15 protein-coding genes and 3 tRNA genes are annotated in these 21,621 nt (G+C 71.5%); 10 read left to right on the forward strand and 8 right to left on the reverse strand.

Features of this window, described 5'->3' with window-relative positions:
- Positions 1–56: 56 nt before the first annotated feature.
- Positions 57–443 (forward strand): divalent-cation tolerance protein CutA, encoded by a 387-nt coding sequence (cutA, locus tag ACIQTP_RS03550; RefSeq protein WP_403395812.1) that lies wholly within the window; start codon positions 57–59, stop codon positions 441–443.
- Positions 440–850, forward strand: a complete 411-nt coding sequence (locus ACIQTP_RS03555) for a gamma-glutamylcyclotransferase family protein (protein ID WP_403395814.1) — start codon at positions 440–442, stop codon at positions 848–850. Before cutA ends, ACIQTP_RS03555 begins: the two co-directional genes overlap by 4 nt.
- A gap of 60 nt (positions 851–910) precedes the next feature.
- On the opposite strand, the gene ACIQTP_RS03560 is transcribed toward ACIQTP_RS03555, so the two are convergent.
- The 3 genes from ACIQTP_RS03560 to ACIQTP_RS03570 all read right to left on the reverse strand — a co-directional run bounded on the left by ACIQTP_RS03560 (position 911) and on the right by ACIQTP_RS03570 (position 5,437).
- Entirely contained in the window at positions 911–3,067 is a 2,157-nt protein-coding gene (locus tag ACIQTP_RS03560; protein WP_403395817.1) for an alpha-galactosidase, read from the reverse strand.
- An 85-nt stretch (positions 3,068–3,152) separates the two neighbouring features.
- On the reverse strand, positions 3,153–4,721 hold the full coding sequence (locus tag ACIQTP_RS03565; RefSeq protein ID WP_403396091.1) for a membrane-associated oxidoreductase: 1,569 nt from the start codon (positions 4,719–4,721) through the stop codon (positions 3,153–3,155).
- Positions 4,722–4,729: 8 nt separating this feature from the next.
- Positions 4,730–5,437 carry a vancomycin high temperature exclusion protein gene (locus ACIQTP_RS03570; protein WP_403395818.1) on the reverse strand — a complete coding sequence of 236 codons (708 nt, stop codon included), beginning with the start codon at positions 5,435–5,437 and terminating at the stop codon, positions 4,730–4,732.
- Between the two features lie 355 nt (positions 5,438–5,792).
- Between ACIQTP_RS03570 and ACIQTP_RS03575 the strand changes: the two genes are divergently transcribed.
- The 5 genes from ACIQTP_RS03575 (at position 5,793) to ACIQTP_RS03595 (ending at position 12,929) form a co-directional block, all read left to right on the forward strand.
- Complete coding sequence (locus ACIQTP_RS03575) at positions 5,793–6,617, forward strand: sirohydrochlorin chelatase (protein WP_403395820.1); 825 nt, start codon at positions 5,793–5,795, stop codon at positions 6,615–6,617.
- A 62-nt stretch (positions 6,618–6,679) separates the two neighbouring features.
- A complete protein-coding gene (locus ACIQTP_RS03580; RefSeq protein ID WP_403395822.1) occupies positions 6,680–8,029 on the forward strand; it encodes a deoxyguanosinetriphosphate triphosphohydrolase in 1,350 nt (449 codons plus the stop codon).
- A gap of 91 nt (positions 8,030–8,120) precedes the next feature.
- A complete protein-coding gene (locus ACIQTP_RS03585) occupies positions 8,121–9,386 on the forward strand; it encodes an NAD(P)/FAD-dependent oxidoreductase (RefSeq protein ID WP_403395824.1) in 1,266 nt (421 codons plus the stop codon).
- 145 nt (positions 9,387–9,531) lie between these two features.
- Entirely contained in the window at positions 9,532–11,433 is a 1,902-nt protein-coding gene (dnaG, locus tag ACIQTP_RS03590) for a DNA primase (RefSeq protein WP_403395826.1), read from the forward strand.
- Between the two features lie 179 nt (positions 11,434–11,612).
- Positions 11,613–12,929 (forward strand): RNA polymerase sigma factor, encoded by a 1,317-nt coding sequence (locus ACIQTP_RS03595; protein WP_403395828.1) that lies wholly within the window; start codon positions 11,613–11,615, stop codon positions 12,927–12,929.
- A 366-nt stretch (positions 12,930–13,295) separates the two neighbouring features.
- On the opposite strand, the gene ACIQTP_RS03600 is transcribed toward ACIQTP_RS03595, so the two are convergent.
- The 4 genes from ACIQTP_RS03600 to ACIQTP_RS03615 form a co-directional block, all read right to left on the reverse strand.
- Positions 13,296–15,224: an ABC transporter ATP-binding protein gene (locus ACIQTP_RS03600; protein ID WP_403395831.1), complete on the reverse strand. Its 1,929-nt coding sequence runs from the start codon at positions 15,222–15,224 to the stop codon at positions 13,296–13,298.
- Positions 15,224–16,957 (reverse strand): ABC transporter ATP-binding protein, encoded by a 1,734-nt coding sequence (locus tag ACIQTP_RS03605; RefSeq protein WP_075026744.1) that lies wholly within the window; start codon positions 16,955–16,957, stop codon positions 15,224–15,226. The genes ACIQTP_RS03600 and ACIQTP_RS03605 overlap by 1 nt, the downstream gene beginning before the upstream one ends.
- 206 nt (positions 16,958–17,163) lie before the next feature.
- Positions 17,164–18,618 carry an FGGY family carbohydrate kinase gene (locus ACIQTP_RS03610; protein WP_403395834.1) on the reverse strand — a complete coding sequence of 485 codons (1,455 nt, stop codon included), beginning with the start codon at positions 18,616–18,618 and terminating at the stop codon, positions 17,164–17,166.
- A 213-nt stretch (positions 18,619–18,831) separates the two neighbouring features.
- Positions 18,832–19,137, reverse strand: coding sequence for a hypothetical protein (locus ACIQTP_RS03615; RefSeq protein ID WP_054233549.1), 306 nt, complete (start codon positions 19,135–19,137; stop codon positions 18,832–18,834).
- A 145-nt stretch (positions 19,138–19,282) separates the two neighbouring features.
- Here ACIQTP_RS03615 and ACIQTP_RS03620 point away from each other — a divergent pair.
- The 3 genes from ACIQTP_RS03620 (at position 19,283) to ACIQTP_RS03630 (ending at position 19,672) form a co-directional block, all read left to right on the forward strand.
- Positions 19,283–19,355: transfer RNA gene (locus ACIQTP_RS03620), tRNA-Asn, on the forward strand.
- Between the two features lie 5 nt (positions 19,356–19,360).
- Positions 19,361–19,433: transfer RNA gene (locus ACIQTP_RS03625), tRNA-Asn, on the forward strand.
- Between the two features lie 165 nt (positions 19,434–19,598).
- Positions 19,599–19,672: transfer RNA gene (locus ACIQTP_RS03630), tRNA-Ile, on the forward strand.
- Between the two features lie 225 nt (positions 19,673–19,897).
- On the opposite strand, the gene ACIQTP_RS03635 is transcribed toward ACIQTP_RS03630, so the two are convergent.
- On the reverse strand, positions 19,898–20,977 hold the full coding sequence (locus ACIQTP_RS03635; protein WP_403395836.1) for a glycoside hydrolase family 5 protein: 1,080 nt from the start codon (positions 20,975–20,977) through the stop codon (positions 19,898–19,900).
- Between the last annotated feature and the right edge of the window lie 644 nt (positions 20,978–21,621).

A 21,621-nucleotide genomic window follows, 5' to 3' on the forward strand; every position in this document is an offset into this window, starting at 1 on the left:
GCGAGGTGTGGAGAGAATCGTTTCCGCACCCTCACGAATGCGAGACGATCATGGAGATGGCCGCCGGGGCGGACACCGGAACGGCCGCCGGGACGACTTCCTGGCTGACCGTGCTGACCACGACCGACGACCCCGGGAAGGCGGAGGCGCTCGCACGCGGCGCGGTCGAGGCGCGGGCCGCGGCCTGTGCCCAGATCGCCGGACCGGTGACGTCCGTCTACCGGTGGAAGGGGGCGGTGGAGACGGCGAGCGAGTGGCAGGTGCTGTTCAAGACGACGGGTGCGCGGTACGACGCGCTGGAGGCGTATCTCCGCGCGGCGCACGACTACGACACCCCCGAGATCATCGCGACGCCCGTCGTCCGGGGGAGCGCGGACTATCTGCGCTGGGTCGAGGGGGAGACCATGGCGGAGGCGAACGTGGCGGAGGAGACCGCCGAGTGACCGTCCCCTTCTTCGTCTACGGCACCCTGCGCCCCGGCGGGCACAACCACGACCTGTTTCTCCGCGGCCGTACGGAGTCGGAGGAGCCCGGCCGGATGCGGGGAGCCGTACTGTACGAAGGGCCCGGGTATCCGTACGCCGTCGAGGAGCCCGGAGGCGTCGTGCGCGGGGAGTTGGTCACCGCGCTCCCGGAGGCGTACGGGCAGGTGCTCGGCGCGCTCGACCGGCTGGAGGAGTACGTGCCGGGCGACCCCCGCAACCTGTACGAGCGGGTGGCGCGGGAGGTGATCCGCGTGGACGGCACGGCCGTACGGGCCTGGGTGTACGTGGCCGCCCCCGCCGTCGCCGCGCGGCTGCGGGCCGACGGCACGCTCATCGAGGGCGGGGACTGGCACGTCCGTCGTTGAGGGCACGGGCGCACCTGTCATCGAGGAGCAACAGGAGGAGCGCCCTCGCCCGGGTGACCGCTACACGGTGAGCCGCGTCAGCAGCACCGCCGGAGCCTCCGGCAAGGTCACCCGCAGCGCCGCCCCGTCCCACACCACCGGCCCCGCCGACCCGTGCAGTACGTCGACCCGTACCTCCCGACCCGCCAAGTGCGCCACGGGCAAGGCGACTTCGGGGCGGTCGCCCGTCCTGCGCCACACCAGCACATACGTGGTGTCGAGGAACGGCACCCGCATTCCCAGTGCCACCCACGCGTCGCGCCACCCCGGCAGCCCCAGCGGCCAGAACGGCACCGACTGGCACAGATCGCCCCGGACGGCCTTGTACGTCACCAACGCTTCCTGCACGAGGCCCAGTTGGTGCGGTGTCATACGGTCCAGATGCCCGGAGAGGTGAACCCGCCCCAGCAGTGCCGAGCCGAGGGTGAAGGCGATCTCCTCGTCCGTGAACTCCGGTTGCGGATACGCCCACACGGCCCCCTGCTCGGGTGGCACCGCGGTCGGCGCGGCGGCCGCGATGGGCGGGTAGCGCAGGGGGTCCTGCTGGTCGGAGGTGGACTGGAGCTGGGCCACGGCCAGCGACGCGCCGTCCATGCGCAGGCCGCCCGAACCGCAGTTCTCGACGACCAGCCCCGGGTGGCGGTCCAGGACGGACGACAGCCAGGACAGCCAGGCGCGGGTGTGGTCGAGGAGCCCCGGCGCGGAGGTGGTGATGTTGTAGTCGAGCTTGAGATAGCCCACGCCCCACTCGCCGACGAGCCGGTCGACCGTCCGGTCGAGGTGCGCACGGGCGGCCGGATGCGTCAGATCCAGCTGGTGGCGGCCCTGTTCGGTGACGCGCACACCGCCTTCGTGGCACAGGAAGGCCTCGTCCGGCAGCTCGGCGGCGAGCGGACTGCGGACGCCGACCACCTCCGGCTCCAGCCACAGCCCCGGCACCATCCCGCGCTCCCGGATCCGGTCGAGCACGGCGTGGAGTCCGCCGGGGCCGGGGAAGCGCCGCGCCGACGGCAGCCAGGCGCCGACACCGTCCCACCAGCCCCCACCGCCGTCCCCGCTCCCCTCCCCGCCCGTGTCCTCGTCCCCGCTCCCGTCCCCGCCCGTGCCCCCGCCCGTGTCCCCGTTCCCGTCCCCGCCCTCGTCGTCGTACCACCCGGCGTCGACGCAGAAGTACTCCGCGCCCGCCTCGGCCGCCGCGTCGATCAGCGGCAGCAGTTTCTCGGTGGTCGGGTCACCCATGAGGGTGTTCATGTAGTCGTTGAAGACGACGGGGAGCCGGTCGTGGTCGGGGTGCGGGCGACGGATCCAACGGCGGTAGTCGGTCAGCGCGGTGAGCGCCCCGTCGAAGCCGTCGCCGAGCGCGAGGGCCGCGTACTCGGAGACGAACTCCGCGCCGGGGGACAGTACGTGACGCCATTGGTGGTCGTCCGCGGTCGGACCGCTCAGGGAGAGATACGTGTGGTGGTCCGCCTCGCCCGCCTCCCACAGCCAGCTCGCGGCGGACTCGATCTGCCAGAGCCAGCAGCGCCCGTCGGTGCGGTCGGTGAGCGCGCCCATCGCCAGATGCCCGTCCGTGGGCCAGCTCCCGCGTCCGGCGAGTCGCACCCCGGCCCGCCCGTCGTGCCCGTGGAACGCCCGGCCGACGTCGGGCACGGACTCCCGCAACTCCTCGGCGTACCAACGGCATTCGGCGAGCCAGTCGTTGCGTGCCCGGTGCACGTCGAGTACGTCGGGTGAGGGCAGCGCGCCCACCAGCAGACTGCTCACGGAGCGCACGGTGACGGGTGTGTCGCCGTCGTTGCGGAGCCGGACGCGGGTACGCAGCACGGGCACCGCGTCCGGTGAGGAGTACTCGACGAAGACGGTCAGACCGCCCCGTCTGTCCTGGAGCTGGACGGTGAGGTGGTGCCAGCCGTCGCCGTACGCCGCATGGTGGGCGCGGTGGGTCAGGCGCCGCCCGAGCGCCGTACCCGTGAAGCGCGGCCCGGACCAGCCGGTGCCCTGTCCGAGGAGGGTCACGTCGACGAGCGGCAGCGCGGCCCCGGCGGCCTCGGCGGCGTTCTTGGGCTCCGGTTCACCGGGCACGGTCAGCCGGACCAGTCGGGGTGTGCGGCCGTCCAGATCGAAATCGGCGGTGAGTGCGGAATGGCCCCAGCGGTAGCTGAACGACTGCGTCACGCGGCCATGCTAGTGCCGGGGGCATCTGCCAACAGGGGTGTTCTCAGGAGCCGTTCACCGTATCGGGTCATGGCGCGCCCACTGGCTACTGGCGGTTCAGGGAGCGGGTGACGCCCGCCGCGATCGTCGTGGCCAGGATCCAGCCGACGGCGATCAGCAGATACGAGAGCCACTGGTACCAGCCGCGCGGCGCGAAGGCCGTCTCCTGACCGAAGTCGACGAGGGGCAGCAGCAGGTCGAGGGTGTAGAAGACCGGGTTGAAACCGGGCGCCTCGGCGGGCTTCAGGGCGGGCGGATGGTGCAGCGTGAAGGCGGCGGCGCCGGTGCACAGCAGCAACAGCAGCCAGCCCGCCGCGCGCATCGGCCGGTAGCCGTAGCCGACGGCCACGTCCTGCAGCCGGCCCCAGAACCTGGCGTAGCGGGGGAGGGTGCGGCGGTGCCGGCGGAGTTTGGCCAGCTGGACCGTGCGCGCGGCGGCGTCGTCACCCGCCGTGCGGTACGCGGCGGCCAACTGCTCGTAGGCGTACGGAAGATAGCCGCCCTCCTCGCGTTCCAGCAGCGGCAGCCGCTGCGCGGCGGGCAGCTGCGGGGCGAGGGTGCGGTAGCTGAGGCCGTCGATCCGGACGCGGTCGGGCCACACCCCCGGAGGCACGTGCAGAAGGTCCAGCTGGGAGCGGCGCAGGTTCACGGTGCCCACGATCGGCGCGGCCTCGCGCAGCCACAGCTCGCCGATGACACAGCTGCTGGCGCGCAGGGCCGGACCGCCGGGGTTGGACAGCCGGGCGTGGGCCAGATTGAGCTGGTGGGGAATCCTCGCCCCGCTCAGGTTGACCCGGCCCCGCGCGCGCAGCCGCATGGCCCGCAGGTCGGTGCCGACCGACAAGGTCTCGGCGTGCAGGGCGGTCTCGCCTGCCGGTACGCGCAGGTCGGCGTCGTCGAGGTTCACCTGACCGCCGACCGTGGCCCCGTTCAGCCGTACCTGGCCGTGCGCGACGAGGCCGACGGCCCACAGGTCGGTGCCGATGGCCGCGTGGTTGAGCTGGAGAACCGGTTCCTCGGCCCCTTCCGGGTCCGGGGCGTCCGGGGTGTCCGGTGCCGCCGGGCGGCCCAGCCGCGCCCCGTTGACGAACACGGCGCCGGAGATCTTCGCGCCCTGGAGCCGCACCGCGCCCCTGACCCGGCAGCAGCTGAGCCGCAGCACCCCGTCGACGCGCAGGTTCCCCGCGGTGAGCCCGGGGAGCACCGAGTCGCTCAGTACGAGGGCCCGCAGCTGGGCCCCGTACAGCTTCGGAGCCTGCTCGAAGTGGCAGAACCGCAGCTGCACGGCCTGTTCGACCGTCCCGTACGCGAGATCGAGCCGTCCGGTGATGCGCGCGCCGGTGAGCTTCAGGCCGGCTATCTCGCCGTCGTGCGCCGGTCCGTCGATCAGCAGCGCCCGCAGCACCTCGGCGCGTACGGTCCGCTCGGGGCCCCAGGAGGCGCCGGCCGCGGGGTCGTCGGCGGGGTTCCCGCCGGAGCCGGAGCCGGAGCCGGAGTCGGAGCCGGAGCCGACGGAGGAGGCGGGGGCGGGTTCGTCGCGGAAGTCGACGCCCTCGCCGAGCGGAAAGGCCTCCCAGACACGGCGTTCCGCGGGCGTAAGACCGGCGGGATCGATGACCGTCCTCACTTCCGCGCCGCCGCGAGGGCCCGCGCCACCCCCGGCTCCTTCGGCCCCAGGAACTGTGGATCGGGCTTGAACACCGCGTCCAGCAGGGCCTTGCCCGCCGCGAACACCTCGCGGGTGCCCCCGTAGTACCAGGTGACGTCGTGAGTGGCGTCGACCCCGACGCCGTACGACCGCACGCCCGCCGCCCGGCACAGTGCGACGGCCCGCCGGATGTGGAAGGTCTGGCTGATCAGCACGGCCTCGTGGACGCCGAAGATCTTCCGGGCCCGCACGCAGGAGTCCCAGGTGTCGAACCCGGCGTAGTCGCTGACGATCCGCCGGTCCGGCACCCCACGCTTCGTCAGATAGGCCCGCATCGCGTCCGGTTCGTCGTAGTCCTTGCGGCTGTTGTCCCCGGTGACGAGCACGGCCTCGATCCGCCCGGCCCGGTACAGCTTCGCCGCCGCGTCCAGCCGGTGCGCGAGGTACGGGGACGGCTCGCCGTTCCACAGCCCGGCCCCGAACACCACCGCGACCTCGGTGCGCGGCGCGTCGGCCGTCGTACGCAGCCCGTCGGCCGTGCTCACGTACAGCCAGGTCACCGGAAGCAGCGCCAGCACGCACAGCAGCACGACCGTCTGCACGGCCCGCCGCTGTCCGGCGCGGGTGCGCGGCAGGCGGGGCAGCCGCCGTCTGAGGATCCTCGGGTGCGGCAGGCGCGGCATGGTTGTTCGTCCCCCCGGTGGCGTCCGATCGCGTCGGTATTCGACAGATGGGGACGCAGCGTAAGCCCGTTCGGTTCGCCCGGTTACCGTGACCGGCCTCACCCGGCGCCACGCAACCGCAGGTGGGAGGCGCTCACACCGCCACCGCACCGGGCCGTGAACCCCCGGAAAACACCTGACACGCCCGTGCAACCGCGCGGCAACCTCGTACCGTCACCATCGGTCCATGACGGCGTCGAACCCCTCTCACGACGAGTCCAGGCCCCTTCCCCAGTCTCGGCTTCGCTCGAGCGCGGGTACCCCCATCGGCGGGCAGCCGCCCCGTGGCGTCCACCTCGACAGTACGGCGCAACTCATGACCGCGATCACCAGTCAGCTCGGCAGTCAGCTCAGCCTCGTCTCGCTGAACGGGACCCGCCGTCCCACGCCGCCGCCGCTCGTCCTCGTCGCGCACGGCAGCCGCGACCCGCGCGCGCTGAGCACCGTACGCACCCTGATCGAGCGCGTCCGCGAGCTGCGCCCGCACCTGTCCGTGCACCTCGGCCACATCGAGCTCGACGAACCGCTGCTGGCCGACACGCTCGCCTCCCTCGACGCCAAGGACGGCGCCGACGGTGTCGTCCTCGTGCCGCTGCTGCTCAGCCGCGGCTACCACGTCAAGCGGGACATCCCCGAGGCCGCGGCCGCCGTACCGGGACTGCGGGCCCGTATCGCCGCCCCGCTCGGCCCGCACCCCCTGCTCGTCGAGACGCTGTACGCGCGGCTCGTCGAGGCCGGCTGGCGGACCGGGATGAGCGACGCGGCCCGGCGCGCCGCAGGGGTCGTGCTCGCCGCCGCGGGCTCGCGCGACCCGGAGTCGGTCATCGACACCCGCCGCACCGCCCAGCTGCTGGCCGAACGCCTCGGCGTGCCCGTCGTCCCCGCGTACGCCTCCGCCGCCGCGCCCACCGTCTCCGCCGCCGTCCGCGCCCTGGCCGCGCGTGGCCGCCACCGCATCGCCGTCGCCTCCTACTTCACCGCGCCCGGCCGCTTCGCCACCGAGTGCGCCGCGGCCGCCCCCTGGATCGTCGCCGCCCCGCTGGGCACCCACGCCGCGATGGCCCGCCTGATCCTGCACCGCTACGACCAGGCCGTGGCGACCCCCGAACCGGCGCCGGAACGCGAGCTGGCCTCGGCCTGATCCACGCCTCCTGGCGGTAGGCCACGCCCCGTTTGTCACCGCCTGCGTTTACTGTCGGGTACATGGACGGCACTGCGAAGGCACCGACGGCATACGACGACCCCACCACGTCGGGCGCGTACGACATGTACGACGAGTCGTCCCTCGAGCGCTGGGCCGCCGAGCCCGACAAACGTCCCGGCCGCACCGCCTTCCAGCGCGACCGCGCACGCGTGCTGCACTCCTCCGCGCTGCGCCGCCTCGCGGGCAAGACCCAGGTCGTCACCCCCGGCACCCGCAGTCAGGCCTGGGACGCCAGCGCCCGCACCCGCCTCACCCACTCCCTGGAGTGCGCCCAGGTCGGCCGCGAGCTCGGCGCCGCCCTCGGCTGCGACCCCGACCTCGTCGAGGCGGCCTGCCTCTCGCACGACCTCGGCCACCCGCCCTTCGGACACAACGGCGAACAGGCGCTGAACGAGTTCGCGGAGGACTGCGGCGGCTTCGAGGGCAACGCGCAGTCGCTGCGCCTGCTGACCAGGATCGAGCCCAAGCGCTTCGTCCACTCGGACGCGACGGGCGAACTCGTCAGCGTGGGACTGAACCTCACCCGCGCCGCCCTCGACGCCGCCACCAAGTACCCCTGGCCGCGCGGCGCCCACCCCGCCGACCCCGCCTCCCCGAAGTTCGGGGCCTACGAGGACGACCAGCCGGTCTTCGACTGGGTCCGCAAGGGCGCCCCCGGCACCCGTACGTGCTTCGAGGCCCAGGTCATGGACTGGTCCGACGACGTGGCGTACTCGGTGCACGACGTCGAGGACGGTCTGCACGCCGGCCACATCGACCCCAACTGCCTGCACGCCGAACCGGAGCGCGAGGAGATCTTCAAGGTCGCCATCGGCCGGTACGTGCCCGCCGACACCGACCCGGCAGAGCTCTCCGAGGCCCTCGACCGGCTCCTGGAACAGGAGTGGTGGCCGCACGGGTACGACGGATCGGCCGTCGCGCAGGCCCGGTTGAAGGACGCCACCAGCCAGCTCATCGGCCGCTTCTGCCTGGCCGCCGAGGGCGCCACCCGCGCACGGTACGGCGCCGGCCGGCTCAGCCGGTACGCGGCGGAGCTGGTCGTCCCGCGCGCCGCCCGCCACGAGTGCGCCGTCCTCAAGGCCGTCGCCGACCGGTACGTCATGCAGCGCGCCGAGCAGGAGCGGCTGCGCGCCGATCAGCGGATCGTCGTCGCCGAGCTGGCCGAGGCGCTCACCGCCCGCGCCCCGGACGGTCTTGACCCGCAGTTCCGGGCGCTGTTCGACGAGGCCGGGGACGATCGTGCGCGCAAGCGGGTGATCGTCGACCAGATTGCTTCGCTCACCGACGCCTCGGCACGTTCACTGCATCTCAGGTTCACCACCCGCCCCACAGGCGGCGGCGGAGTGTGACCCTGCGTGGCCTGATCGGGCCACACCCTCTTCCCGCATCACGCTGCGTGCGGGACGCTCGCTTGGCGACAACGTTACGAGGAGGCATCAAGTGGTCGACGCGGATCAGACATTCGTCATCGTCGGAGGAGGCCTGGCCGGCGCCAAGGCAGCCGAGACGCTCCGAGCGGAGGGTTTCACCGGCCGCGTGATACTGATCTGCGACGAACGGGACCACCCCTACGAGCGCCCGCCGCTCTCCAAGGGCTATCTGCTCGGCAAGGAGGAGCGGGACAGCGTCTTCGTGCACGAACCCGCCTGGTACGCGCAGAACGACGTGGAGCTGCACCTCGGCCAGACCGTCGACGCCATCGACCGCACGGCGAAGACCGTCCGCTTCGGCGACGACGGCACCCTCGTCCACTACGACAAGCTGCTCCTGGCGACCGGCGCCGAGCCGCGCCGCCTCGACATCCCCGGGACGGATCTCGCGGGCGTCCACCACCTGCGCCGCCTCGCCCACGCCGAACGCCTCAAGGGCGTCCTGGCCGCGCTCGGCCGTGACAACGGCCACATCGTGATCGCGGGCGGGGGCTGGATCGGCCTGGAGGTCGCGGCGGCGGCCCGCGAGTACGGCGCCGAGGTCACCGTCGTCGAGCCCAGCCAGACCCCGCTGCACGCGGTCCTCGGCCCCGAGCTCGGCCAGCTCTTCGCCGAACTGCACCGCGAGCACGGCGTCCGCTTCCACTTCGGGGCCCGGCTCACCGAGATCGTCGGCCAGGACGGCATGGTGCTGGCCGCCCGCACCGACGACGGCGAGGAGCACCCCGCCCACGACGTCCTGGCGGCCATCGGAGCGGCGCCGCGCACGGGCCTCGCCGAGGCCGCGGGCCTGGAGATCGCCGACCGGGCGCACGGCGGCGGTATCGCGGTCGACGAGCGGCTGCGCACCTCCGACCCCGACATCTACGCCGCCGGTGACGTGGCCGCCTTCCCGCACCCCCTCTTCGACACCCGGCTGCGCGTCGAGCACTGGGCCAACGCCCTCAACGGCGGACCGGCGGCGGCCCGCTCGATGCTGGGCCGCGGCACGGTGTACGACCGCGTGCCGTACTTCTTCTCCGACCAGTACGACGTCGGGCTCGAGTACTCGGGCTGGGCGCCCCCGGGGACGTACGACGAAGTGGTGATCCGGGGCGACGCGGGCAAGCGCCAGTTCATCGCCTTCTGGGTGAAGGACGGGCGAGTGCTGGCCGGGATGAACGTGAACGTGTGGGACGTCACGGAACCCATCCAGCGGCTGATCCGGTCCCGGGCCCAGGTGGACACCGAGGCGCTGGCGAACCCGCACGTACCGCTGGAGAGCCTTGTCCCCTGACCGGTCGGAGGTCCCTGCGACGGACGGCGGCCATCGACTGTCGCACCGCCCCCGGCTGTGATTCCCGGGGGGCAACCCCAGGACCCCCGGCCGGGGGCGTTCGCCTCGCCCCAGGAGTGTCAGTGCGGCCCCGTAGAATCACCTCGTGGCTGGAAGGATCAACGACGAGGACGTGAAGGCGGTTCGGGACGCGGTCCCGATCGACGCCGTCGTGTCCGAGTACCTCCAGCTGCGCAACGCGGGCGGCGGAAACCTCAAGGGCCTGTGCCCCTTCCACGACGAGAAGTCCCCGTCCTTCCAGGTCAGCCCCAGCAAGGGTCTCTTCCACTGCTTCGGCTGCCAGGAGGGCGGCGACACCATCACGTTCGTGATGAAGGTCGACCACCTCACCTTCTCCGAGGCCGTCGAGCGCCTCGCCGGACAGGCCGGCATCACCCTGCGCTACGAGGAGGGCGGGTACAACCCCTCCCACCAGCGCGGCGAGCGGATCCGCCTGGTCGAGGCGCACAAGATCGCCGCCCAGTACTACGTGGAGCAGCTCGACATCAGCCCCGAGGCCGACGCGGGCCGCAAGTTCCTCGCCGAGCGCGGTTTCGACCAGGCCGCCGCCGCGCACTTCGGCGTCGGCTACAGCCCCCAGGGCTGGGACCACCTCACCCGCCATCTGCGCGGCAAGGGCTTCACCGACAAGGAGCTGCTCCTCTCCGGCCTCTCCCAGGAGGGCCGCCGGGGCCCCATCGACCGCTTCCGCGGCCGCCTGATGTGGCCGATCCGCGACATCGGCGGCGAGGTCGTCGGCTTCGGCGCCCGCAAGCTCTACGAGGCGGACAACGGCCCGAAGTACCTGAACACGCCCGACACCGCGATCTACCGGAAGTCCCAGGTCCTCTACGGCATCGACCTCGCCAAGAAGGACATCGCCAAGGCCAGCCGCGCGGTCGTCGTCGAGGGCTACACCGACGTCATGGCCTGCCACCTGGCCGGCATCACCACCGCGATCGCGACCTGCGGCACGGCGTTCGGCAGCGACCACATCAAGATCCTCAGACGCCTCCTGATGGACAACGGCTCGGCCCGCGTGATCTTCACCTTCGACGGCGACTCGGCAGGCCAGAAGGCCGCCCTGCGCGCCTTCGAGGACGACCAGAAGTTCGCCGCCGAGACGTACATCGCCATCGCGCCGGACGGCATGGACCCCTGCGACCTGCGCCTCGCCAAGGGCGACGAGGCGGTCGCCGACCTCGTCGAACCCCGCACGCCCCTCTTCGAGTTCGCCCTGCGCCAGATCATCCTGCGCTACGACCTGGAGACCCCGGCGGGCCGCGCGGCGGCCCTGGACGAGGCGGCACCCATCGTCGCCCGCATCAAGAACAGCGGCGCCCAGCACGAGGTCGCCGTGCAGCTCGCCGGCATGCTCGGCATCCTCGACACCCAGTTCGTGGTCAAGCGGGTGGCCCAGCTGGCCCGTTGGGCCCGCGACCGCGGCGGCAAGGGCCCGGCCCCCGCCGACGGGCGCCCCCAGCAGACGTACGCCGCCGTCCGGACGCCCACAGGCGGCCCGGCCCTCAACCTCCGCAACCCCGTCTACGCCACCGAGCGCGAGCTGCTCAAGCTCGCCCTCCAGCGGCCCGAGCTGGTCTCCCCGGCCTTCGACGCCTACGGGATCGACGAGTTCACCGCCGCGCCCTACGCCGCCGTACGCCTGGCGATCATGGAGGCGGGCGGCGCCGACTACGGCACGCAGGACCCCCAGGAGTACCTGGTCCGGGTCCGCGAGGCCGCCCCGGACGACGTGGTCCGCTCCATGGTCACCGAGCTGGCCGTCGAGGCGATCATGCGCAAGACCGTCGACGAGACCTACGCGGGCGACCAGCTCGTCATGGTCCGCCGCCGCGCCGTCGAGCGCCGCATCGTGGACGTCCAGGGCGCCCTGGCCCGCGCGAGCGCCCACGGCGACCCGGCCCAGCTGGCGGCCGTGCAGAACGAGTTGTGGGTGCTCCAGCAGTACGGCCAGGCGCTGCGCGAGCGGGGCGCGGAGGCGCTCTGAGGCCGCCCGGCCCGGATGGGCCCGGCGCACATGCCAATCCCGTACGCCCTTCAACCGGTTTCGCGCGCGCTGAGCTGCGCACTCGGACGGCACGGTAACCACTGGGTCACGGACCGGAAGCAAAAAGTCACCGCACGCCCCTCGTGGCGGCGATGTGTCGTACTCCACACTGGGTTCCGGTGCCTGAGTCCTCGGAGCGCGGCCGACCCGCACGCGACGGGTTTCCGATTCCCGCGGTTCCGCCAAACGACTACGGGATGGACAGCGGCGAGGCCGTCGACCCCATCCCCGACGTACCGCTGCCGCACGCCTCAGCAGCGACATTCCTGGAGGTCGCCCCCGTGCAGACCCAGACCCTCACACAGACCGACAACCTCACGGACACGGATACGGACGCCGAGCCCGACGTCGTCACGGCGGTGCCCCCGCAGAGGGGTGCCGCGCACCACCCCGAGACGGAGCCGGACGGGCCGGCGGCGGGCGCCGTCGAGGCCGCGGCCGAGGCCGAGCCCGTGGAGGTCGAAACCGAGGCCGAGGTCCCCGAACCCGTCGAACTGCCCCGAGGACGCAGTACGGACACCGGGGGGCCCTCCTCGGACCTGTTCCGTCAGTACCTGCGCGAGATCGGCCGCATTCCGCTGCTCACCGCGGCGGAGGAGGTCGAACTCGCCCGCCGCGTCGAGGCCGGACTCTTCGCCGAGGAGAAGCTGCGTCTCACCCCCGACCTGGACAGTCAGCTCGCCCTCGACCTCGACAAACTCGTCGTCATGGGCCGCATGGCCAAGCGGCGCCTCATCGAGGCGAACCTGCGCCTGGTCGTCTCGGTCGCGAAACGCTATGTGGGCCGCGGGCTCACCATGCTCGACCTGGTCCAGGAGGGCAACCTCGGTCTGATCAGGGCGGTGGAGAAGTTCGACTACGCCCGTGGGTACAAGTTCTCGACGTACGCGACCTGGTGGATCCGGCAGGCCATGTCGCGGGCGCTGGCCGATCAGGCCCGGACGATCCGGGTCCCCGTCCACGTGGTCGAGTTGATCAACCGGGTCGTGCGGGTCCAGCGGCGGATGCTGCAGGAGCGCGGCTACGAACCGACGCCGGACGAGGTCGCCGCGCACCTCGACCTTCCCGGTGAGCGGGTGAGTGAGGTGCTGCGTCTTGCCCAGGAGCCGGTGTCGTTGCACGCGCCGGTGGGGGAGGAGGACGATGTGGCGCTCGGCGACCTGATCGAGGACGGTGACGCGACGTCGCCGGTGGAGTCCGCGGCGTTCCTGCTCCTGCGGGAACACCTGGAAGCGGTGCTTTCCACGCTCGGCGAGCGTGAACGCAAGGTCGTCCAGCTCCGGTACGGGCTCGCCGACGGCCGTCCCCGCACGCTCGAGGAAATAGGCCGCATCTTCGGCGTCACCCGTGAACGCATCCGCCAGATCGAGTCCAAAACCCTCAACAAACTGAGGGACCACGCCTTCGCGGACCAACTCCGCGGCTACCTGGACTGACCCGGCCTTCCCTCGCCCCCGCCGCCCCTACCCGTCCCATCCACCCGGGGCTCCGCCCCAGACCCCGTGGGGCGGCCTTCCGGCCGCGGGCGGGCGGTGGCTGATCGCGCAGTTCCCCGCGCCCCTGAGGCGGGGCTTCGCCCCGGTTCCCCGGGCGTCGGGAGTTGTTCGGCTGCGGGCGGGTGGGGGCTGGTCGCGCGGTTCCCCGCGCCCCTAGGGGCCTTCAGCCCGTCCGGCGTTTGAGGACGAGGCCGTTCAGGACGATGGGGGGGTTTGGGGGCGGAGCCCCCAAGTGAGGTTGGGACGGGTAGGGGCGGCGGGGGCGAGGAAAAGGGTCCCGCGCCCCGCCACCCCTACCCACCACCCCTAGTCGACCTCGGCCACCGCCTGGGCGAACTGGGCCTTGTAGAGGCGCGCGTACGCCCCGTCGGCCGCCAACAGCTCCGCATGCGCGCCCTGCTCGACGATCGACCCGTTCTCCATCACGAGGATGGTGTCCGCGTCCCGGATCGTGGAGAGCCGGTGGGCGATCACGAACGACGTCCGCCCGTGCGCGAGCTTCGCCATCGCCTTCTGGATCAGCACCTCCGTACGGGTGTCGACGGAACTGGTCGCCTCGTCGAGGACGAGGATCACCGGGTCGGACAGGAACGCCCGCGCGATGGTGATCAGCTGCTTCTCGCCCGCGCTGACCCCCGTCCCCTCGTCGTCGATGACGGTGTCGTAGCCATCCGGGAGCGTACGGATGAAACGGTCCGCGTGCGCGGCCCGCGCCGCCTCCTCGATCTCCCCGCGGGTGACCTCCCGCGAGGCCCCGTACGCGATGTTCTCCGCGATCGTGCCCCCGAACAGCCAGGTGTCCTGGAGCACCATCCCGATTCCGGCCCGGAGTTCGTCCCGGGACATGGACGCGATGTCGACCCCGTCGAGGGTGATCCGGCCGCCGGTGACGTCGTAGAACCGCATCAGGAGGTTCACCAGCGTGGTCTTGCCGGCGCCGGTCGGGCCGACGATCGCCACCGTGTGGCCCGGCTCCACCTTCAGCGACAGGTCCTCGATGAGCGGCTTCTCGGGGTCGTAGCGGAAGGACACGTTCTCCAGCGCCACCCGCCCGCGCAGCTCGTCGGGGCGCGCCGCCGGCACCGGATCGGCCTCCTGCTCCTCCGCGTCGAGGAGTTCGAAGATGCGCTCCGCCGACGCGACACCGGACTGCACGAGGTTCGCCATCGAGGCGACCTGCGTCAGCGGCATCGAGAACTGGCGGGAGTACTGGATGAAGGCCTGGACGTCGCCGATCGACAGCGAGCCGGACGCGACGCGCAGACCGCCGACCACCGCCACCAGCACATAGTTCAGGTTCGACACGAACATCATCAGCGGCTGCATGACCCCGCTGTTGAACTGCGCCTTGAACCCGGCCTCGTACAACTTCTCGTTCTGTTCGGCGAACTGAGCCGCCGACTCCTCCTGCCGCCCGAACACCTTCACCAGCGTGTGCCCGGTGTACATCTCCTCGATGTGGGCGTTGAGCATGCCGGTGGTGCGCCACTGCTGCACGAAGTGCGGCTGCGAGCGCTTGCCGATGCGCGTGGCGACGAAGAAGGAGAGCGGGACCGTGACGAGCGCGACCAGCGCGAGCAGCCACGACACCCAGAACATCATCGCGAGCACGCCGATGATGGTCAGCAGGGAGTTCACCAGCTGGCCCATCGACTGCTGCAGGGTCTGCTGGATGTTGTCGATGTCGTTCGTGGCGCGGCTGAGCACCTCACCGCGCTGGCGCTTGTCGAAGTACGACAGCGGCAGCCGCGAGAGCTTCGCCTGCAGGTCCTCGCGCATGTGGTAGACGGTCTTGTTGACGGCCCGGTTCACCAGGCGCGTCGCCACCGCCATCAGCAGGCCGGCCAGCAGGAACGTGCAGAGCGCGAGCAGCAGTACGTTTCCGACGGCACCGAAGTCGATGCCCTTGCCGGGGGTGAAGTCGGTCCCGGCGAGCATGTCGGCCATGCCGCCCTCGCCGCGCTTGCGCATTCCGGCGAGGACCTCGGCCTTGGTGGCGCCGGCCGGCATCTGCCGGCCGATGATGCCCGCGAAGACCAGGTCGGTGGCCTTGCCGAGGATCTTCGGTCCGACCACCGAGAGTCCCACGCTCAGGACGACGGCGACCAGCATCCCGTACATGGTGACGCGCTCGGGTTTGAACTGGGCCAGGAGTCTCTTCCCGGACACCTTGAAATCCATCGAGCGCTGATCGGGGCCGCCCCCGGCCATCATGCGTCCCATGGGCCCGGCCATCAGGCGGCCTCCGCTTCCGTCAGCTGGGAGAGCACGATCTCCCGATAGGTCTCGTTGTCGGCCATGAGCTCGTGGTGCCGCCCCGTGCCCACCACCCGGCCCTCGTCGAGGACCACGATCCGGTCGGCGTCCCTGATGGTCGACACCCGCTGGGCGACGATCACCACGGTCGCCTCGGCGGTCTCCTGGGAGAGCGCCGCGCGCAACGCCGCGTCGGTCGCGTAGTCGAGCGCGGAGAAGGAGTCGTCGAAGAGGTAGATCTCGGGGCGCTGGACGAGGGTGCGGGCGATGGCGAGGCGCTGGCGCTGACCGCCGGAGACGTTGGTGCCGCCCTGTGCGATCGGCGAGTCCAGGCCGTTCTCCAGCCGCTCCACGAAGCCCTTGGCCTGCGCCACCTCCAGCGCGTGCCACAGCTCCTCGTCGGTCGCGTCCGGATTGCCGTACCGGAGGTTGGTGGCGACCGTCCCCGCGAAGAGGTACGGCTTCTGGGGGACGAGCCCGACCGTCCTGGCGAGCAGCTTCGGCTCGACGGTCGACACGTCCACGCCGTCGACGAGGACTTCTCCGTCGGTGGCGTCGAAGAGCCGGGGCACGAGCCCGAGCAGCGTCGACTTGCCGCTGCCCGTGGACCCGATCACGGCGGTCGTCTCACCCGGCCGCGCCACCAGTTCGATGGACTTCAGGACGGGCTCCTCGGCACCCGGGTAGCGGAACCCGGCCCCGCGGATCTCCAGGTGGCCGTGGCGCCGCAGCTCCACGACGGGCGCGCTCGGCGGCACCACGCTCGACGAGGTGTCCAGGACCTCTTCGATGCGCTCGGCGCAGACCTCCGCGCGCGGCACCATCATGAACATGAAGGTGGCCATCATCACGGACATCACGATCTGCATGAGGTAGGCGAGGAACGCGGTCAGGTCGCCGATCTGCATGCCGCCGCTGGCGATGCGGTGGGCGCCGAACCAGACCACGGCGATCGACGAGAGGTTCACGACGGTCATGACCATCGGGAACATCAGGGCGAGCATCCGGCCGGTACCCAGGGACACCTCGGTCAGCTGGGCGTTGGCGGACTCGAAGCGGTCCTTCTCGTAGTCGTCCCGGACGAAGGCGCGGATGACGCGGTTGCCGGTGATCTGCTCGCGCAGCACCCGGTTCACGGTGTCCAGGCGCACCTGCATGGTCCTGAACAGCGGGCGCAGCCGGCGCACGATCAGGGTCACTCCGATGCCGAGCACCGGCACCACGGCGACCAGGACCGCGGAGAGCGGCACGTCCAGGCCGAGGGCCAGCACGATGCCGCCCACACACATGATCGGCGCCGACACCAGCAGGGTGAACGTCATCAGGGTCAGCATCTGCACCTGCTGGACGTCATTGGTGGTGCGGGTGATCAGGGACGGCGCCCCGAAGTGGCCCACCTCGCGTGCGGAGAAGGACTGCACCCGGTCGAAGACGGCGGCCCGGATGTCCCGGCCGACGGAGGACGCCGTACGGGCGCCGTAGTAGACGGCGCCGATGTTGCAGACGACCTGGACCAGCGAGATACCGATCATCAGGGCGCCGAAGGACAGGATGTAACCCGTGTCTCCCTTGACGACACCGTTGTCAATGATGTGTGCGTTCAGGGTCGGCAGATACAGGGTCGCGCAGGTCTGCAGGAACTGCAGCAGCACGAGGAGAGCGATGGGTTTCTTGTACGGACTGAGGTAGGTCCGAAGCAGTCGTATGAGCACGCGGCTTCTCTCGGAGTCGGCGACGGCAGTGCGGTCGGTGGTGCACCACCCCCTATCGTCGGACACTCCACCCGCGTTACCTCAACCGATTAATCCAAGAGCGGACCAAGAGCGGACCGGAACCGGGACTTGAGACGTACGTCATAGGGTCCATGTCGGCCGCCAGGTCCCCACCGGAGCACCCCTCCACACCCCCTCGATGCCCCCTATGACCGGAACGCCCCCGGATGCGTCTGTTCCCGTACGGACACGTACTGCTGCCGTACGGCCTGACCCACGGCCAGTTCCTCACCGGGCTCCAGAATCTGGGCGACCGCACCCTGCCAGACGGGTGGCAGCTGGGGGTCGAGCGTGCCCTGCGAGACACCGAGGGCCCAGGCCGCCTGACGGGCCGCGCCCAGCGCCGCGTAGTCCGCCGGCTGGGGGACGACGACCTGCGCGCCGAACAGCGCGGGCGCCGCGGCCTGCACGGCCGGCAGCTCGGCGGCCGCCCCGAGCAGGAACACCCGCCGTACGTCCACGCCGCGCCCGCGCAGCACGTCGAGCGCGTCCGCGAGCCCGCACAGCATGCCCTCGAAGGAGGCCCGCGCCAGGTGTTCGGGCCGCATCGACTCGCGCCGCAGTCCCGCGAGCGTCCCGGCGGTGTGCGGCAGGTTCGGGGTCCGCTCGCCCTCCAGGTACGGCAGCAGGACCAGCCCGTGGGAGCCCGGCGTGGACTTCATCGCCAGCTCGGACAGGCTCTCCAGGTCGGGCAGGCCGAGCAGTTCGACGGCGCCGCGCAGCGTCCGTACGGCGTTGAGGGTGGTCACCACCGGCAGATGCAGGCCGGTCGCGTCCGCCAGTGAGGTGATCATGCCGGAGGAGTCGACCAGCGCCTCGGGGTGTACGGCCATCACGGACCCGGAGGCGCCGAGGGACACGACCGCGTCCCCGAGCCCGATGCCGAGCCCGAACGCCGCCGCCATGGTCTCTCCGGTGCCCGCGGAGATCAGCAGCCCCTCGGGTGTCGTTCCCGCCGCCTCGGACGGGCCCAGCACCTCGGGCAGCGTGGCCTGGTGGCCGAGCGCGAGCTCGACGAGATCCGGCCGATAGCCGCCGGTCGCCGCCGACCAGTAGCCGGTCCCGGAGGCCCCGCCCCGGTCGGTGGTCCGCCGCAGCGGCCGCCCGAGCAACTGCCACACCAGCCAGTCGTGCGCCTGCAGCAGCACGGCGGTGCGCAGCGCGGCGTCGGGCTCGGTCTTGTTCAGCCAGCGCAGCTTGGTCACCGGCTGGGCGGCCTGCGGTACGTGGCCCACGGCCTGCGCCCATGCCTCGCGCCCGCCGAGCGCGTCGACGAGATCGGCGGCGGCGACCTGTGCGCGCTTGTCACCGCCGACCATGGCCGGCCGCACCGTGTTGCCCTGCGTGTCCAGCGGAACGAGCGCGTTCTGCTGCGCGGAGACGCCGATGGCCTGCACGCCTTCGAGCAGCCCGCCGCCGGCCGCCTCGCCCAGGGACAGCAGCCAGGCCTGCGGATCGACATCGGAAGGACGGCCGCCGCCCTCGGTGGTTTCCACCGGATGCGGGGCATACCCCTGCCTGAGCACGGCCCCCGTGTCCGTGTCACAGACGACGATGCGAGTGAAATCGGGCGAACTGTCCAACCCGGCGACTATCCCCATGGCGGAAATTCTGCCGTACGGCGGGGGATGGGCGCGCCGGGCCGGGCGGTAGCGACCGGTTCACGGGGTGCTCGGCGGGCCGGAGCGCAGGTCGGACGGGGTGGCGCGGGCACCGGCGCCGTCAGGGAGCCCCTCGCCCCCGCCTGCCGGGAGTCGCTCGGCTTTCGGCCGGTGGGGGCTGGTCGGGCGGTTCCCCGCGCCACCCGCGGGGCCCTAGGTATTGCTGGTGCCCCAGTCGTCCTCGCGGGTGCCGTTGGTGTTGCGTTCGCGCAGGGAGCGGACGCGGGCGGTGACCGAGTCGGGGACGTGGTCGCCCACCTTCTCGCCGACCGTGTGGAACGCCTTGCCCGCGATCTCGCGCCCCTGCTGGGCGGCGGTCTCGGCGGTGTTGCGCACCGCGGGGTTCTGCGCGACCTGGCGCGCGGACTTCTTCAGCTGCTCGTAGCGCTCGCGCCCGGCGCGCGTGCCGAGCACGTAACCCAGAGCCAGTCCGGCGACGAATGTGAGCCGGTAGCGCATGACGGCCACCCTTCCCTTGCGTCGGCATCGGTGCGGGGGGAACCGATTGGCGGAGCACCCCCCTGCTTGCGCTAATGTATGTGTCGCAGCGAGCGCACGCCCCCTGGCGAATACCCGGGTAGGTGCGTTCGATGCAACGAGGCAATCCTCCGTAGCTCAATTGGCAGAGCAGCCGGCTGTTAACCGGCAGGTTACTGGTTCGAGTCCAGTCGGGGGAGCTCGATCTCCTGTAGCTCAATTGGCAGAGCAGCCGGCTGTTAACCGGCAGGTTACTGGTTCGAGTCCAGTCGGGAGAGCAACGGAAGAGGACCCCTCAGGGGTCCTTTTTCATGTCCGGCGGAACCGCGCAGGCCACGCCGAAGTCCTCATGGTCATGCGTTGCCGACCATCCGAAGCAGGAGATCGTATGAGCGGCTATGCTGCGGCAGACGGCGCGCACAAATGTGCGCGACGCGCCGTAAGGGGCGGTAGCTCAGCCGGTTAGAGCAGCGGACTCATAATCCGTCGGCCGTGGGTTCGAGTCCCACCCGCCCCACTCCGCGCTACGCGTGAAGAAACGATGCCGCCTGCGCACTCGTGGTTTGCCAGCAACAAGGTTGCGGCCCCCGGAGCTGATCCGGGGGCCGCAGTCGTGCGTTTCGCGCTCTTTGCACTCGTCCGGAGGAACGACTGGCGTATCGCCGTTCCCTGGTGTGACGTCAGTTCGAGCCGGGAGCGGCCCGATCGGGCCCGCGGGTGACGGGCGGGCCGGCGGGTCGGGTCAGGGCTGGACGGGCTTTCCGCGGCCCCAGGCCCAGGCGAGGCGGTCGGCGCCGGACTGGTTGGTGGTGGCGAGCCACGGGCGGGCGGGGTCGCCGGTCAGGGTCTGCAGGGAGTACGTGTCGTCGGTGCGCAGGCCGGGCCAGTAGACGGAGCCCATCTTCAACTGGCGGAAGGTGTCGGTGACGGCCTGGACGTAGTTGACGTAGTTGTTGGAGGCGTCCGGCTTGTTGTAGTCGAGGCCGGTGGTCATCGGGGCGCCGAACTCGTCGGCGACCGTACGGCTCGCGCAGTCACCGATGCGCTCCTTGAGGTCGGACACCCACTGGTCGTAGGTGGCGTAGTCCTTCCAGAACCCGTAGTGGTGCAGGGAGAGGTAGGTGCCCTTCAGGCGCGGGTCGGCGCAGACGGAGGTGACGTGGTCGTTGTAGCCGGCGCCGCTGACGAACACCCGCTCGCGCGGGACGGAGGGGTAGGTCGCCAGCCACTTCGCGGCGAGGTCGGCCCACTCGGTGTCGGTGTAGCCGTGGGGCTCGTTCATCGGCTCGAAGTAGACCCGCTTGTCGTTCTTGTAGGTCTTGACCACCGTGTTCCACATGGGCCAGAACGTGGCGGGATCGTCGATGAAGCCGTCCTTGCGGGCGCCCGTGCCCTCCCAGTAGGAGACGATGACCTTGAAGCCCTTGTCCGACGCGGCGTCGATGACCCCGCGGTAGGACTTCCAGTACGAGCCGTTGACCGTGTACGGGTTGATGGGCAGCCGGACGGTGTTGGCGCCGAGGTTCGCGCGGAACGCCGAGATGATCCGGCTCGCCTTGGCGTAGGTCCGGGCGTAGCTGTCGGAGGTCGACAGGCCGGACAGTACGACGGGGTCGTCGGCGTAGTTGTCGCGCGGGTCGGCCCAGTTCACGCCCTTGAACTGGGTCGTGTCCTTGCTCGGCGCGGCGTGGACGGGGCCGCCGGCGACGGCCGTGCCGCTGGTCGCGGCGATTGCCGTACCGCTGGTGCCGGCGATCAGGAGCGCCACGAAGGCGGCGCGCAGGCGGGGCGAGAGGCGGGTTCTGGCGGGGGTGTTGCGCATCGACTTGCCCTTTCAGGTGACTGCGGCTCGGCGCCCGGCGGAGCCTGCGCGGGGCTGGGCGGCCGTCGGAAGGTTCGCCGGGCCGGACGGGACGCGGGGGGCGTCGGCTCGCCGTCGTGGGCCCGGTGACGACCGGTGCTGTGGCGGTGGTGCGGTGGTGCTTCGCCGGTGGCGCTTCACCGGTGTGGCGGAAGGGTGTGGGGGAGTGCGGGGCGGTCCTGTCGCCCGCGCGGGGTGGGCCTCGGCGTGCTCAAGGCAGGTGCGAGGCGCGGTTCTTGCGCCGTCTCGACCTCGACGGTCTCCAGACGCCGTGAACCCTCGCCTGCGGCACTGAACCCATCCGTCCGCTCCTCCCTGATCCACCGACCGGAACGCTGTGTTTACGTAAACATCGGTCGGCACGGCGAGGCCTGTTCTCAGGGCCGGGGCTGGGTCGGTGGCGATGTTTACGTAAACATGGCGGCGCCGGAATCGTGGCACCCGGGACAGTGATCGTCAAGGTTTCCCGCACGTAACGTCGTTGGGCTCCTGCGGTGGATTCCCGGCACCGGGCCGAAAGGGGTGAGAGGTGGTGCAGTGACGGAACTGGACGTCAGTCCTGGTCGTCGGGTGTGTGGAGGTGGGCGAATGGAGGCGCGGCGTAC

Origin of the sequence: Streptomyces sp. NPDC090798 (assembly GCF_044768965.1) — a bacterium.
Lineage (GTDB): Bacteria > Actinomycetota > Actinomycetes > Streptomycetales > Streptomycetaceae > Streptomyces.